This is a genomic window from Amycolatopsis sp. QT-25 (genome assembly GCF_029369745.1).
In the GTDB taxonomy this organism is placed as follows: Bacteria; Actinomycetota; Actinomycetes; order Mycobacteriales; family Pseudonocardiaceae; genus Amycolatopsis.
In genome coordinates this window covers 3,119,575-3,133,014 of sequence record NZ_CP120210.1, presented here as the reverse complement: position 1 = coordinate 3,133,014, position 13,440 = coordinate 3,119,575, and the positions used below count along the sequence as shown (strand labels likewise).

The 13,440-nt window shown below is 69.9% G+C and carries 12 protein-coding genes and 2 pseudogenes; 6 read left to right on the top strand and 8 right to left on the bottom strand.

Features of this window, described 5'->3' with window-relative positions:
• Positions 1-14: 14 nt before the first annotated feature.
• Together P3102_RS14730 and P3102_RS14725 are read right to left on the bottom strand one after the other, a co-directional pair.
• Positions 15-1,070, bottom strand: a complete 1,056-nt coding sequence (locus P3102_RS14730; RefSeq protein WP_276369760.1) for an aromatic acid exporter family protein — start codon at positions 1,068-1,070, stop codon at positions 15-17.
• Positions 1,070-2,434, bottom strand: a complete 1,365-nt coding sequence (locus tag P3102_RS14725; protein WP_276369759.1) for an aldehyde dehydrogenase family protein — start codon at positions 2,432-2,434, stop codon at positions 1,070-1,072. Before P3102_RS14725 ends, P3102_RS14730 begins: the two co-directional genes overlap by 1 nt.
• A gap of 124 nt (positions 2,435-2,558) precedes the next feature.
• Between P3102_RS14725 and P3102_RS14720 the strand changes: the two genes are divergently transcribed.
• From P3102_RS14720 to P3102_RS14710, 3 genes are read left to right on the top strand one after another with little or no spacing between them, the layout of a single operon-like run.
• Complete coding sequence (locus P3102_RS14720) at positions 2,559-4,664, top strand: catalase (protein WP_276369757.1); 2,106 nt, start codon at positions 2,559-2,561, stop codon at positions 4,662-4,664.
• A 39-nt stretch (positions 4,665-4,703) separates the two neighbouring features.
• The gene (locus P3102_RS14715; RefSeq protein WP_276369756.1) at positions 4,704-6,191 is read left to right on the top strand and encodes an HAD-IIIA family hydrolase; all 1,488 of its coding nucleotides are present in this window, start codon (positions 4,704-4,706) and stop codon (positions 6,189-6,191) included.
• Positions 6,188-7,219, top strand: a complete 1,032-nt coding sequence (locus P3102_RS14710; RefSeq protein ID WP_276369754.1) for a glycosyltransferase family 9 protein — start codon at positions 6,188-6,190, stop codon at positions 7,217-7,219. The genes P3102_RS14715 and P3102_RS14710 overlap by 4 nt, the downstream gene beginning before the upstream one ends.
• Here P3102_RS14710 and P3102_RS14705 read toward each other — a convergent pair.
• The 4 genes and pseudogenes from P3102_RS14705 to P3102_RS14690 all read right to left on the bottom strand — a co-directional run.
• Positions 7,182-7,464: pseudogene (locus P3102_RS14705) on the bottom strand (hypothetical protein); the annotation flags it as partial. The gene P3102_RS14710 and the pseudogene P3102_RS14705 sit on opposite strands and share 38 nt — an antisense overlap.
• Positions 7,465-7,592: 128 nt before the next feature.
• The gene (locus tag P3102_RS14700; protein ID WP_276369753.1) at positions 7,593-9,050 is read right to left on the bottom strand and encodes an NB-ARC domain-containing protein; all 1,458 of its coding nucleotides are present in this window, start codon (positions 9,048-9,050) and stop codon (positions 7,593-7,595) included.
• 466 nt (positions 9,051-9,516) lie between these two features.
• Positions 9,517-9,876 carry a hypothetical protein gene (locus tag P3102_RS14695; protein ID WP_276369751.1) on the bottom strand — a complete coding sequence of 120 codons (360 nt, stop codon included), beginning with the start codon at positions 9,874-9,876 and terminating at the stop codon, positions 9,517-9,519.
• 152 nt (positions 9,877-10,028) lie between these two features.
• A pseudogene (locus P3102_RS14690) lies at positions 10,029-10,214 on the bottom strand (VOC family protein); the annotation flags it as partial.
• 245 nt (positions 10,215-10,459) lie between these two features.
• Here P3102_RS14690 and P3102_RS14685 point away from each other — a divergent pair.
• Entirely contained in the window at positions 10,460-10,939 is a 480-nt protein-coding gene (locus P3102_RS14685) for a DUF2975 domain-containing protein (protein WP_276369749.1), read from the top strand.
• Positions 10,939-11,151, top strand: a complete 213-nt coding sequence (locus P3102_RS14680) for a helix-turn-helix transcriptional regulator (protein WP_276369748.1) — start codon at positions 10,939-10,941, stop codon at positions 11,149-11,151. Before P3102_RS14685 ends, P3102_RS14680 begins: the two co-directional genes overlap by 1 nt.
• Here the strand turns inward: P3102_RS14680 and P3102_RS14675 are convergent.
• Positions 11,148-12,467: a cytochrome P450 gene (locus P3102_RS14675; RefSeq protein WP_276369746.1), complete on the bottom strand. Its 1,320-nt coding sequence runs from the start codon at positions 12,465-12,467 to the stop codon at positions 11,148-11,150. The two genes, P3102_RS14680 and P3102_RS14675, sit on opposite strands and share 4 nt — an antisense overlap.
• Positions 12,468-12,538: 71 nt before the next feature.
• Here P3102_RS14675 and P3102_RS14670 point away from each other — a divergent pair, with 71 nt between their 5' ends.
• On the top strand, positions 12,539-13,156 hold the full coding sequence (locus P3102_RS14670) for a UdgX family uracil-DNA binding protein (protein ID WP_276369745.1): 618 nt from the start codon (positions 12,539-12,541) through the stop codon (positions 13,154-13,156).
• 1 nt (position 13,157) lies between these two features.
• On the opposite strand, the gene P3102_RS14665 is transcribed toward P3102_RS14670, so the two are convergent.
• Complete coding sequence (locus tag P3102_RS14665) at positions 13,158-13,352, bottom strand: hypothetical protein (protein ID WP_276369743.1); 195 nt, start codon at positions 13,350-13,352, stop codon at positions 13,158-13,160.
• Positions 13,353-13,440 lie beyond the last annotated feature (88 nt).

Here is a 13,440-nt window from a genome sequence, read left to right as displayed (position 1 = left end):
GCCGACGCCCCGGCTTAATCGGCGCGGAGGCGCTGAACGAGACGGCGGGCGGGCAGCGCCATCGTCCCCAGCCCGAGGGACGTGGTGACTTCGTCCGTCGGCGTGAGGAGTAGCTGGTCGATCTCGTCGACCAGCTCGCGGCATCGGTCGAGCTCGTCCGCGTCACCGGACCGGGCCACCTCGGCGAGTGCTTCGAGCAGATCGCCGACCACCCCGCGCGCGTGTTCGCCGGGATGCCGGAACGGCTCCTCGCTCCGGGCGGCTTCGCTCACCGCGTCGATCAGCTGGGCGAGGGGCTGCCACAGGGAGATGAGGTTCGGCAAGGACCCCTCCCCCTGCTCACGCCGCCCGCGGAGGTTCAGGTAGCGGCCTTCCCTGGTCCAGCCGATCGCGTCCTCCGCCTCCGCGACCAGGCTGCGGACGTCGTCCACCCGGTCGTACAGTGCTTCGGTCGCCTCGGGCGGCTCACCGTCACGGACCAGTGCCGCGGTCTCGTCGAGGAGATCGGCGATCGCCGAAGCCAGCCGAGAAGTCGCCGCCCGCAGGCGCTCACCGTGCAGCGGGGGAAGGATCACCGCGTTCAGCACCGCGCCGATCCCCGCGCCGAGGGCGGTCTCCAGCAGCCGGTCGGCGAGCAGGATCGGTTCGGTCGCGTTGCCGTAGGAGATCAGCAGCATGCCGGTGATCCCGACCCAGACCCCCGAGTCGCCGAAACCCCGCCAGGCGCCGATCAGCAACCCGATGAAGACGACCAGCCCGAGCGCCACCGTCACCGAGGGGATGAGCTGACCGGCGCCCGCCGCGAGCAGTACTCCCACGCCGACCGCGCCGACCTGCTCCGCCCAGCCGCGCAACGAGCGGTAAACGGTGGCCTGCACCAGGAACACCGCCGCGTACGGCGCCAGGAAGGGCTGGGGCAGCCGCAGCACCGACGTCGCGATGATCCACGCGATCATCGCCGCGGCGGCGGCTTTGGCGGTCTGGACGAGACTTCGGCGTTCCTCTCCCGGCACCCGGAACGCACGGGCGACCCAGGCGAACGGCGCCGCCCATCGACTCCGGTGGTCCATCACGCCCCCGGCGGCGCCAGGTGGACGACCTTGGTCTGGGTCATCTCGTCCAGCAGTTCCGGCCCGTAGCCGTAGCCGCTGCCGCTGGCTCCGCGCGGCTGGGCGGCCCCGCCGGGAGCGCCACCGAAGACGTTGTTGATCTTCACCGTGCCGACCGGGAGTTCACGCCAGGCCCGCTGCGCGTGCGCCATCGAGGGGGTGAGCACCGTGGCCGCGAGACCGTACTCGCCGGCGGCGGCCTGTTCGAGTGCCTGCTCGAAGTCCGCGGCCACCGTCACCGGCGCGACCGGGCCGAAGGTCTCCTCGGTGAGGACGCGCATGCCCGTGGTGCATCCGGTGAGGACGGTCGCCGGGTAGAAGGCGCCGGGACCGTCCGGCAGAACCCCGCCCACCAGCGGATCGGCGCCCTGGGCGATCGCCTCCGTGACCTGGGCGTGCACGCCCTGGCGGTGGCGCCGGTCGACCAGCGGGGCCAGGTCGCGATTGCCCGCCTCGGCGACCAGTGCGGCGAGGAAGGCGTCCGCGACGTCCTGGTGCACATGGATCCGTTCGACCGAGACGCAGATCTGCCCGGAGTTGGCGAAGGCCCCGGTGGCCGCCTGCCGGGCCGCCCAGACGGGATCCACGCCCGCGTCGACGACGAGCGGGTCGTTGCCGCCGTTCTCCAGCAGTACCTTCGCCCCCGTCCGTGCCGCGCTCGCGGCGATCGAGCGGCCGGCGGCGGTGCTGCCGACGTGCGCGACGACGTCGACGTCCGGGTGGGCCGCGAGTTCGGCGCCGACACTCCCGTCGCCTTGCACGGTTTGCAGCACGTTCTCGGGGAACGCCTCCGCAAGCACATTGCCCAGCCAGGCGCCGGTGTGCGGACAGCGTTCACTCGGCTTGTGCACGACCGTGTTGCCGGTGACCAGGGCGGCGCCGAGCAGCCCGCAGGCCACGGCGACGGGGTCGTTCCACGGTGTCAACGCGACGACCACGCCCCGGGGTTCGGGCACCATCAGGTCGGTGGCCGAGTGAGCACCCAGCAGTGAGCGTCCCCGGTGCACCGGCCCGAGCTCGGCGTACTGCTCCAAGGTCCCGGCTCCGGCCAGGACCCCTTCTTCGGCCTCGTCGCGGGGTTTCCCCGTCTCGCTCTCGATGAGGACGGCCAGCTCACCCGCCCGTGCCCGCAGCGACCTCGCCGCGTCCTTCAGCGCGACCCCGCGTTCGGCGGCCGGGGTGGCGGCCCAGCCCGGGGCCAGCCGTTTCGCCGCGGCGATCGCCGTCATCACACCATCGGGTGTAGCTGTCTTGACGCTGCCGACGACACTGTCGTCGGCGGGGTCGCGGATTTCCAGTACGGCAAGCCGGTCCACCGTCGTCATTCGCACCTCCTCGAAGTCCCCGCCCGCCGGTTACCCGGTGCCGCCGCCTCGCACACGTCGCCGTTTCGCGGAAACCGCGCGGGGGTAGCCGCGAGTGAATCCACCACCACGAAGGGCGAGATCTGTGGCACAGCATCGAGAGGACGCGAAGGACGACCAACTGGACGGCAACCGTGTCGATCCGGAAGGTTCCGCGCTGACGACGCAGCAGGGTGTTCGAGTCGATCACACGAACGATTCACTGACGGCGGGTGTTCGCGGCCCGACGCTCCTCGAGGATTTCCACGCCCGCGAGAAGATCACGCATTTCGACCACGAGCGCATTCCCGAACGGGTCGTACACGCGCGCGGCGCGGGCGCCTACGGCTTCTTCGAGGCCTACGACGACGCGTTGTCCGACTACACGGTCGCCGAATTCCTCACCAGCGGTGAGAAGATCCCCGTGTTCGTGCGGTTCTCCACCGTCGCGGGTTCACGCGGCTCGGCCGACACCGTGCGCGACGTCCGCGGCTTCGCGACCAAGTTCTACACCCGGCAGGGCAATTACGACCTGGTGGGCAACAACATGCCGGTGTTCTTCATCCAGGACGGCATCAAGTTCCCCGACTTCGTCCACGCGGTGAAACCGGAACCGCACAACGAGATCCCGCAGGCGCAGTCCGCCCACGACACGTTCTGGGATTTCGTGTCCCTGCAACCGGAGAGCCTGCACATGGTGCTCTGGCTGATGTCCGACCGCGCGTTGCCGCGCAGCTACCGGATGATGCAGGGTTTCGGCGTCCACACGTTCCGGCTGGTCAACGCCGACGGCAAGGGCACCTTCGTGAAGTTCCACTGGAAGCCCGTGCTCGGCACGCATTCCCTGGTGTGGGACGAATGCCAGAAGATCGCGGGCAAGGATCCCGACTTCAACCGGCGTGATCTGTGGGACGCGATCGACTCCGGGCAGTACCCGGAGTGGGAACTGGGCGTCCAGCTGGTGGACGAGGAATCCGAGCACGACTTCGACTTCGACCTGCTGGACGCCACGAAGATCAGCCCCGAGGAACAGGTGCCCGTGCGGCCGGTCGGGCGGATGGTCCTGGACCGCAACCCCGACGACTTCTTCGCCGAGACCGAGCAGATCGCCTTTCACACCGCGAACATCGTCCCCGGCATCGACTTCACCAACGACCCGCTGTTGCAGGCGCGGAACTTCTCATACCTCGACACGCAGTTGATCCGGCTCGGTGGCCCGAACTTCTCCCAGCTCCCGGTGAACCGGCCGATCGCGAAGGTGCACACGAACCAGCGTGACGGGTACGGGCAGCAGAACGTCCACAAGGGACGGACGAGCTACTTCCCGAACTCGCTGGGCGGCGGCTGCCCGGCGATCGCCGATTCCGGTGTCTTCCGCCACTACACCGAAGCCGTGGCGGGCCACAAGATCCGGGAGCGCAGCGAAAGCTTCAAGGACTTCTACAGTCAGGCGACGTTGTTCTGGAACAGCATGTCCCCGGTCGAACGCGAGCACATCGTCGCCGCGTTCCGGTTCGAACTCGGCAAGGTCGAGGACCGGGAGGTCCGGGCGCGGACGATCGCCGAACTCACCAACGTCGACCACGGCCTGGCGGCGCAGGTGGCCGAAGGGATCGGGATGAGCGTGCCCGCCGCTCCGGCCACGCCCCACCACGACCGCTCCTCCCCCGCGCTTTCCCAGCTCAACCAGCCCCCCGCGCCCCCGACCGGCCGCAAGATCGCCGTGCTCGCCGCGGACGGCGTGGACACGATCGGCGTCGGCCGCGTGGTCGAGGCGTTGACCGGCCAGGGCGCGATCGTCGAGGTCCTCGCCCCGACCGAGGCCGAACTCCGGCCGGGTGGCGAAGGAGATCCCCTGCGGCCCGACAGGCAGCTCAACACGATGGCTTCGGTGCTCTACGACGCCGTTGTCGTCCCGTGTGGCCCGGGAGCGATCAATCTCCTCGAACGTGACGGTTACGCGGTGCATTTCGTCGCCGAGGCCTACAAGCACGGCAAGCCGGTGGCCGCCTTCGGCTCCGGTCTGGATCTGCTGCGCCGGGCCGGGGTGCCGTCGAAGCTGGCCGACGACACCGAGACCCTCATCGACGAGGGCGTGGTGACCACCACCGCGGCCGAGGCGACCCTGCCCGACGGCTTCCTCGCCGCGTTCCTCGCGCAATTGGGCGAACATCGCGCGTGGCAGCGGAAGACCGACGCGATCCCGGCCTGACCGGCGTTTGCGGCCGTGGCTCCCGGGTACCGGAAGGGGGTGAGCGACCTCGACTACACGATCGTGATTCCGACGACCGGCCGGGAGAACCTCCATACCCTCTTGGCCGCGATCGAAGCCGCCGCCGAACCCCGGCCCGCGCGGATCGTCGTCGTCGACGACCGGCCCGGCGGCGACGCACTGCGGCTTCCCCCGTCCAGCACGGAAATCGAAGTGGTCCGCGCCGGCGGACGCGGTCCGGCCGCGGCCCGCAACGCCGGCTGGCGGCGTGCCGAGACCGAGTGGATCGCCTTCCTCGACGACGACGTGGTGATCGGCTCGGACTGGCCGCGGAAACTCGCCGCCGACCTCCTCTCCCTCGGTCCGGAGACGGCGGCGTCGCAGGCACGGCTGGTCGTACCGCTGCCACCGGACCGCCGTCCGACCGACGACGAACGCGGGACCGCCGGGCTGGAGACGGCCCGGTGGATCACCGCCGACATGGCCTACCGGCGGGAGGTGCTCGCCGAGGTCGGTGGCTTCGACGAGCGCTTTCCCCGTGCCTACCGGGAAGACTCGGATCTTGCCCTGCAGGTCGCCAAGGCGGGCTATCTCATCGCACGGGGCGAACGCGTCACCGTCCATCCGCCCAAACGGTCGGGTCCGCTCGCCAGCCTGCGTGCCCAGCGGGGCAACGCCGACGACGCGCTCATGCGGCACAAGCACGGTGTGCTCTGGCGGCAGCAGACCGGAGCCGGTCACGGACGGCTCGACCGGCACGCGCTGGCCACCGTGAGCGCGGCGGGCGCGGTGGCGCTGTTCGCGCTGGGCAGGCGAAAGGCCGCGACCGCGGCGGCCGGGGTGTGGGCGGGGCTGACCGCCGAGTTCGCCGCGCGCCGGATCGCTTCGGGGCCGCTCACCCCGGGCGAAGTGTCACGGATGCTCCTGACCAGCGTGCTCATCCCGCCCGCGGCCTGCTACCACCGGCTGCGCGGGGAACTGCGGCACCGGCTGTCCCGGCGGCCGCAGGCGCTGCTGTTCGACCGGGACGACACCCTCATCATCGACGTGCCCTACCTCGACGATCCCGACGGTGTCCGTCCCGTTCCCGGCGCCAAGGAACTCCTGCACGGTTTGCGGGCGGCGGGGATCAGGATCGGTGTGGTCAGCAACCAGTCCGGGGTGGCGAAGGGCCTGATCACCCCGGAGCGGCTGGCCGCGGTGAACGCCCGCGTCGAGAAGATCCTCGGCCCGTTCGGCACGTGGCAGGTCTGCGTGCACGACGACGGCGACGGCTGCGGCTGCCGCAAACCCGCGCCCGGGCTCGTGCGGCAGGCCGCGGAGGCGCTCGGTGTGGACGTCCGCCGCTGCGTGGTCATCGGCGACACCGGTGCCGACGTCGACGCCGCCCTGGCGGCCGGGGCCAGGGGAATCCTCATCCCGACCGCGCGGACCCTGCCGGAAGAGGTCGATCGCGCCCGCCGCCGCGCGACCGTCGCCCGCGATCTGGCCGAAGCCGTCCATCTGGCCGTCGCGGGTTCTCGATGAGGGGAAACGTCCTGGTCGCGAGGATGGACAACCTCGGCGACGTCCTGCTCGCGGGCCCGTGCGTCCGCGCGGTCGCGGCCGGCGCGGAACGAGTGGTCCTGCTGGCCGGGCCGCGGGGCCGTGCCGCGGGCGAACTCCTGCCCGGCGTGGACGAGGTCATCACGTGGTGCGCGCCGTGGATCGACCCCGAACCGCCGCCCGTCACCCCGGAGGACACCGACGCGCTCGTCCGGCAACTGCGCGGGCTCTCCCTCGACTCGGCCCTGATCCTGACGTCGTTCCATCAGTCCCCGTTACCGCTCGCGCTGCTGCTGCGGCTGGCGGGCGTGCCGTGGATCGGCGCGATCAGCGAGGACTACCCCGGATCACTGCTGGATCTGCGCCATCGTGTCGCCGGTGACCCACCGGAGCCGGTCCGGATGCTTTCCCTGGCCGAAGAAGCGGGATTCTCGTTGCCCCCAGGCGACGACGGAGGTCTCGCGATCCGCGAACCGCTGCCCCCGGTGGCCGGGCTCGTCGGCGACGAGCGCTACGTGGTCGTCCATCCGGCGGCGTCGGTCCCGGCCAGGCAACCGTCGGCCGAGCGGTCGGCCGCGATCGTGCGGGCGCTGCTGGACGCCGGGCACCACGTCGTCGTGACCGGATCCCCGTCGGAAAGCACGCTGACCAAGGAAGTCGCCGGAGACGCGCTCGATCTGGGCGGCCGCACCGGACTGTCCGAATTGGCGGCCGTGCTCGCCGGGGCCGACGTCGTGGTGGCGCCCAACACCGGCCCCGCCCATCTCGCGGCCGCGGTCGGTACGCCGGTGGTCTCCCTGTTCGCCCCTGTCGTGCCGTCCTCGCGCTGGGCGCCCTATGGAGTGCCTTCCGCGCTGCTCGGCGACCAGCACGCGGCCTGCAAGGACAGCCGGGCCCGGCTCTGCCCCGTGCCCGGCCATCCGTGCTTGGACGGTATCGCGCCCGAAGCCGTCGTCGACGCGGTCGCGCGCCTCAGCCGGCGGTCGTCTCACCGCCCGGCGCGGCGATGACCTCACCGCTGTAGTACGACGAAAGCCGGTTGGACGCCAAGAAGACGTATGACGGCGCGAGGTCGTCGGGGTGAGCGGCGCGCTCGAACGGTACCTGAAGACCGAAGGAGGCACTCGCGCCCTTCGGCTCGTACACCTTCCTCGGTGTACTTCGCGTCCCCGTGCTCGTTGAGGTACGCGATCGCCACGTCGGCCCCTTTCTTCGCGAAGGCGATGGCGACCGCGCGGCCGATCCCGGAGTCGCCGCTTTCCCCGGCGTTTACCCGAAGGGCCGCGATCTCGAACAGCGACTTGCCTGGTGACCGCGTTTCGCTCGGCTGCCTTCGCCGACTCACCCGTTCCCTTGACGGAAATGCCACACGGGGAGAACGAATCACCCCTCGGACGAACGACCCGGCAGGGTACGCACGGCCTCGCGGCGCGACGATGCGAACACGGTCTTTCTCGACCTGCGGCCCACCATCGGGACGGCGGCGGCGAACGGGCTCGGTTCCCGTTGCCGCTCGGCGGCGAACGCGCTGACCAACCGGGAGACCGCGTAACGGCCGGCGACGTGGGCACGCTGGAGAAGTCCGGCGTCCACCACGGATTCGAGGAGTTCGTCGGCGGTTTCGATCATGATGCCCATCGCCGCGGCGATGCCGATCGACGTCGTCCAGCCCGCTCCGCTCTGCCCGAAATGGTGGATGGCCTCCCGCTCGGCGGCCGACAGCCGTTCATACGCGGCGGTGAACCGGTCCCGGACCCTGACGTCTCCCACGGCGAGACCGTCCATGAGCCGCTCGCGATCGGCGAGCTGGCCCGCCGTGTACGCGATCGCCCATTCCGGGCGCGCGGCGATCTTGCGGCCGACGATGTTGACCGCCAACGGCAGATCGCCGCACAACTCGGCGATCGTGTCGGTGGCGCCGCGTTCCGCGCGCACCCGCCCCTGGCCGGCGATCCTGTCGATCAAGGCCAGCGATTCCTCGCGGGAGAACGTGTCCAGCTCGATCCGGTTCGTGTCCTCCAGGCCGAGCAGCCGGGCGCGGCTGGTCACCACGACCTGGCTGTGCGGGGCCCGGCCCAGCAGCGGCCGCACCTGACCTTCGTCGCTGACGCCCGCGAGGAGCACGAACAATCTGCGTTCCGCGAGCAAGGATCGGTACAGCCCGATCCGCTGCATCGGGTCGTCGGGCACGAGATGCGCCGGAACGCCGAGCGCCCGCAGGAAACCGCGCACGATCCCGTTCGCCGACGGGCCACCGGTGCCACTGGCTCCCAGATCGGCGTAGAGCTGTCCGTCCGGGAAGTCCGCCGCCACCTCTTCGGCCAGCCGCAGGGCGAAAGCCATCTTCCCCACCCCGATCGGCCCGCTGACGAGCAACGGCACCTTGACCGGGCCGGTCGCCCCGATCATTGCCGTGGCGTCGGCGAGATCCTTCTCCCTGCCGACGAAAGTCCTCGATCCCATGGGCAGCTGGGCCGGACGGGCGAGGCGGATGACGCCGGATGCCGACGCGTGCGTGCCATCCGGCCGGGCTTCCGCCTGCGGTGGCGTGGGCGCACGGTCCTCCTTGAGCTCGACGCCGCTCCCGGCCACACTCCGCCAACGTCGTTCCCACGCCGCACGATCCCCACCGCAGGCGGAGACGAACGCCAAGGTCACGGCGAGCGTGGGCAGACGGTGGCCGCTGGCCGCACTGGACAGCACGGAAGGCGCGAACAGTGCCGTCCTCGCGAGTTCCCGGTAGCTCGGGTTTCCCGCTCGGTTCCGCAAAACGCGCAGATCGTGAGCGAATGCGGCGATCGGACCGGTTGTGCCGTCCAACGGTCGCTCGGGTCTGCCCATGCCCTCTCCTCCCCTGGATGGGGTAACGCAATCGCGCTGCGTGACCGACACCCCCGTGGCCTTCCTGGTCACAACCCTAAAGGACCAATTAGCCGTACAGCAGATACAAATAGGTGACTCAATGTACAAAGTCCGATAGATGGACGCGGAAAATTCACCCCCTTGGCGGGACCGACCGGCGTTCGCCCGTGTTTGACGCTCCGCCGACGCTCGCCGGACTCGGGCGGGCCACCGAAGTGCGCAACGGCCGCACGAATGCCTACCCCTCATGGCGACTCCTGGCGAAACGCGGTCCGCGATCGACCTGTCACAGCCCGCACATCGCGAAATCCTTTGACGCTGACTGAACTCGTGGACGCCCGATCCGCAAGTCCCTCAAGGAGGCCTTCACGGACTTGCGGTGATCGAGGCGGTGACGTGGGTGGGGGTACCGTTATCAGCGATTACGACTTGCTCGATCGACGTTCTAGTTCCGGTTCCCGTAGGACTGCTCGCACGGGTATCCGTCACGGTCGGCGTCCCAGCCCAGCGGACGGCCCGCGGTCACCCAGGCGCCGAACGCGTACTCGAAGGAGTAACCCTCGGCGAAAAGCCGCTGGCACGAAGTGAGGCGCTGGGCCACAGGTGCCCGCGTGACCGTCGTCGGCGGCTCCACCACGACCACCGAAGTGGGCGGGGGCGGCGCGACGACGACGGCAGTGGTCGTCGACGGAGGCACGAGCTCGCGCACCACGGTGACCGGTGTACCGACGGTCGGTGTTCCGCAACCGCCCAGTCCCGCGACGGAAACGGCGGCACCCGCCGAAACCAGCACTACCGCGATCATTCTGTTCATATCCTCGCCTCCCGATGGAACCGCTGAATCCTCTCCAGAGGAGAACGGTGATTTCCCCGGGGATAGGACAAGAATCGCGTGATCGAGGCCGTAAGTCCCCGCGAAGCGGGAGCTTCGGCAGGATCGGACCGGGCCGAAAAGCCCTAGGCCCGGATGACGTTCACCATCCACGAAATGCCGAACTCGTCACTCCACATCTGCTTCTCGAACGGGACGGAAACCGTACCGCCGGCGGACAGTTTCTCCCAGTATCCGTGCAATTCCTTCCCGTCATCTCCGCTGAGGCTGACCGACAGGGCGGTGCGGGGAAGAAGAGGATGTTGCATGCCTCGAAATCTCCCCTGCTCAGCCGCACGGTGCGGCACGACCTCGCGACGATGGAGGGTTCGGGACGTCGAGTGTCCCCAATCCCCCACCGTCGATCCGCCGGACCCACCGAGCCCGCCCCCACCGTCGATCCGTCGAGCTCGCCCCCACCGTCGATCCCCCGGATTCGACCGACGTGACAGCCCCCAACACCGAACCTCGATAACTACCGATTGACTTTCGATAGATAAAACGCGAAACTCGATGCATGATCACAGGTCAACGTGCCGTCGCGCCTCTCCGAGTGTTCCTCGTGTTGCTGTTCGGGATCCTGGTCCTCTTCCAGACCATGTCCCTGCCGGGGCAGTTCGCGCATATGGCGCGGCAGGACCCGGAGATGGCGTATCTGCGCTGGCCGGCGACGGCGGTCTCCGTTTTCTGGGTGCTGTGTGTGCAGGTCGTGGTCGTCGCCACGTGGCAGCTGCTCACCCTGGTCAAGAAGGACCGGATCTTCACCGAGGCGTCCTTGCGCTGGGTGGACGCCATCGTGGGGGCGATCCTCGCCGGTTGGGTGGTGCTGGCGGGCGTGTTCCTCTACATCGGCTTCAACGCCCAAGACCCTGGTCTGCCACTGCTGTTGTTCCTGGCCTTGGTCGGCGTCGCCGTGCTGGGTCTCCTGATGGCCGTGCTGCGCACGCTGCTGCGCCAGGCCACCACCCTGCGGTCCGATCTGGAACAGGTGATCTGATGCCGATCGTCGTCCGCATCGACGTCGAACTGGCCAAGCGCAAGCTGAGCGTCGGCGAGTTCGCCGAACTCGTCGGGCTCACCCCGGCGAACGTGGCGGTGCTGAAGAACGGCCGCGCCAAGGCCGTCCGGTTCAGCACTCTCGAAGCGATGTGCCGGGTGCTCGACTGTCAGCCCGGTGATCTGCTCGAATGGGTCGAGGACGAGTCCTAGTCCGAGAACGTCGAGAACTTCAGGTGGAAATTGTCCAGTGTCGCGGGCAGTGGCCGCTCCGGCCCGAGCACGGCGCCCGAGGTCAGCTCGAAGCGGCGGTCCCGGATCAGGTGCGCCAGCATCGTGCTCGCGCAGAACAACACCAGATCCCGGCCGGGGCAGATGGCCGGTCCGGCGCTGAACGGGACCAGCGCGGGGTTGGCCGCCGCGCTGCCGTCGAGCCAGATCCCGGGTTCGAACCGGTCGGCGTAGGGCAGGGATCCGGGGTCACGGTGGAAGAACGGGGTGAAGATCAGGATCGTCGTCCCCGCGGGTCCCCACGGGGTTTCGGCCGTGCTCTCGCGCAACAGGGCCGGGGTGGTCGGCCACAACCGCACCGATTCGAGCGCGCACGCGCGCAGGTAGGTGAACTGGTTCGGCACGGTCAGGTCGGCGGCGGCGACCTCTTCACCGGCGCGTTCCAGCGCGGCAGGGTGGGTGGCCAGCAACGCGAGTGCGCGGAAGGTGACGATCCCGGCGGCGTCGTACGCGAAGAGCCAGTGGGCGACCTGGTCGGCGACGACCTCCATCGTCCGCTCGCCTGCCGGGCCCGCCGAGGCGACGGCTTCGGCGAGACTTCCCGTCTCCGCGCGCTCCAGGTGGCCGATGAGCCGGGTACGGAACCGGTCGTGGAGCCGGTCGCGCCGCGGGTGCGCGTACGCCCAGTTCGCGTCCTTCCGCAGGCGGGCGAGCGCGTCGGTGAGGGCGTCGTCGTCCGCCGCCGAGTCGCCGAGGGTGACCCGGCGGACCATCCGCCACCAGGCCACGGTGAAGGTGTCCCAATCGAGGGTGCCGCCGTCCCGGAGCGATGCCGCTTCCTCGGCGATCGCCGTGGCGAAGGGAAAGGCGAGGTGGTGCAAGGGCCTGCCCGGTTCGAGGACTTCCTCGGTGAACTCGCGGCGCGGCGGCCGGTCCACCGCGCCCGAGATCAGCACGCCGTGTGGCTGGAAATGTCCCAGCGCCGCCCGCTTCTCCTTGGTCGACGGATTGAACGGCACCGGAGCGGCGGCGAGCACCTCACCGACGTCCTCTCCGGACAACGCCAGATCGAACGTACGGCCGGGTACCCGCAGGCGCAGCGGCCCCGGACCGTACCGGGAGCGAAGCTCGGACAACAAGTGCACGGCGGAGCGGTCCAGCTGGAGTCGTTGGGCCGCGGCCATCACCCGCGGCCGTCGTTTGATCACGCCGCCCGCGAGCATGGGCAGCACGACCCGCAGCGCGACACGCACGGTGTCCTGGAGGGAGGCGACGGCGGGTTCGATCTTGATCGACATATCGGCGGGCTACCCATCGCGGCGTTCGGGTAACCCGTTTGTCCCACGGCCGGGCGGGGAATCCGGGCCCCATGGCGACCAAGGCACCCGGGGCGAACCCGCCCGAGACCGCCGATCTCGGCAAGCTCCGTTCGGCGGCGTCCGATTGCCGCGGGTGCGACCTCTACCGCGACGCGACCCAGACCGTCTTCGGCGAAGGCCCGCGCACAGCGGAGATCATGGTGGTCGGCGAACAACCCGGCGACCAGGAGGACCGGGCGGGCGCCCCGTTCGTCGGCCCCGCCGGGCGGCTGCTCGATCGTGCGCTGGAGGAAGCGGGCTTCGACCGCCAAAAGATCTACGTCACGAACGCGGTCAAGCACTTCAAGTTCCAGCGCGACGAACGCGGCAAGCGGCGTATCCACAAGACACCGTCGAAGACCGAGGTCGTCGCGTGCCGTCCGTGGCTGCACGCCGAACTGGCGGCGGTCCGGCCGAAGCTGCTGATCTTCCTCGGCGCGACGGCGGCGAAGGCACTACTGGGCGACGACTTCCGCATCACCCGAAGCCGCGGGGAACGCATCGAACTGGCGGAGTTCGACACGACCGCCTTCGCCACCGTGCACCCGTCCGCGGTGCTGCGCGCGCCGGACCGCGACGAGGCCTATCGGGCCTTCGTCGCGGACCTCGTCACGGCGCGCGGTCGCTGAATCAAGCCACTTCGGAGCTCCTGCGGCCGCCATTGTGCAGGCCGAGCATGTCCAGCAAGGCCGCGCAGTCTTCGGCACTCCTCGCCCGTGAAGCCACGGCGAGGGCCGCCTTGCGGCGGATCGCCTGCTGCTCCGGGGTGACCCGGCCTTCCGGCAACAGGTCCGGCACCGAATGCAATCCGAGTTCGTTGTTCATCAGTTCCCCCCTTGGGTGAAGGACGCCGTGTCGCACTGGTACCCGCGTCCGCGGGCTTGCACACCGGTGTTCCCCTTCGGATGCGCGG

Excerpts from the sequence above, each read along its gene's own strand:
- P3102_RS14730 (WP_276369760.1), bottom strand. The coding sequence starts at position 1,070 with ATGGACCACCGGAGTCGATGGGCGGCGCCGTTCGCCTGGGTCGCCCGT.
- P3102_RS14725 (WP_276369759.1), bottom strand. The coding sequence starts at position 2,434 with ATGACGACGGTGGACCGGCTTGCCGTACTGGAAATCCGCGACCCCGCC.
- P3102_RS14710 (WP_276369754.1), top strand. The coding sequence starts at position 6,188 with ATGAGGGGAAACGTCCTGGTCGCGAGGATGGACAACCTCGGCGACGTC.
- P3102_RS14700 (WP_276369753.1), bottom strand. The coding sequence starts at position 9,050 with ATGGGCAGACCCGAGCGACCGTTGGACGGCACAACCGGTCCGATCGCC.
- P3102_RS14695 (WP_276369751.1), bottom strand. The coding sequence starts at position 9,876 with ATGATCGCGGTAGTGCTGGTTTCGGCGGGTGCCGCCGTTTCCGTCGCG.
- P3102_RS14685 (WP_276369749.1), top strand. The coding sequence starts at position 10,460 with ATGATCACAGGTCAACGTGCCGTCGCGCCTCTCCGAGTGTTCCTCGTG.
- P3102_RS14680 (WP_276369748.1), top strand. The coding sequence starts at position 10,939 with ATGCCGATCGTCGTCCGCATCGACGTCGAACTGGCCAAGCGCAAGCTG.
- P3102_RS14675 (WP_276369746.1), bottom strand. The coding sequence starts at position 12,467 with ATGTCGATCAAGATCGAACCCGCCGTCGCCTCCCTCCAGGACACCGTG.
- P3102_RS14670 (WP_276369745.1), top strand. The coding sequence starts at position 12,539 with ATGGCGACCAAGGCACCCGGGGCGAACCCGCCCGAGACCGCCGATCTC.
- P3102_RS14665 (WP_276369743.1), bottom strand. The coding sequence starts at position 13,352 with ATGAACAACGAACTCGGATTGCATTCGGTGCCGGACCTGTTGCCGGAA.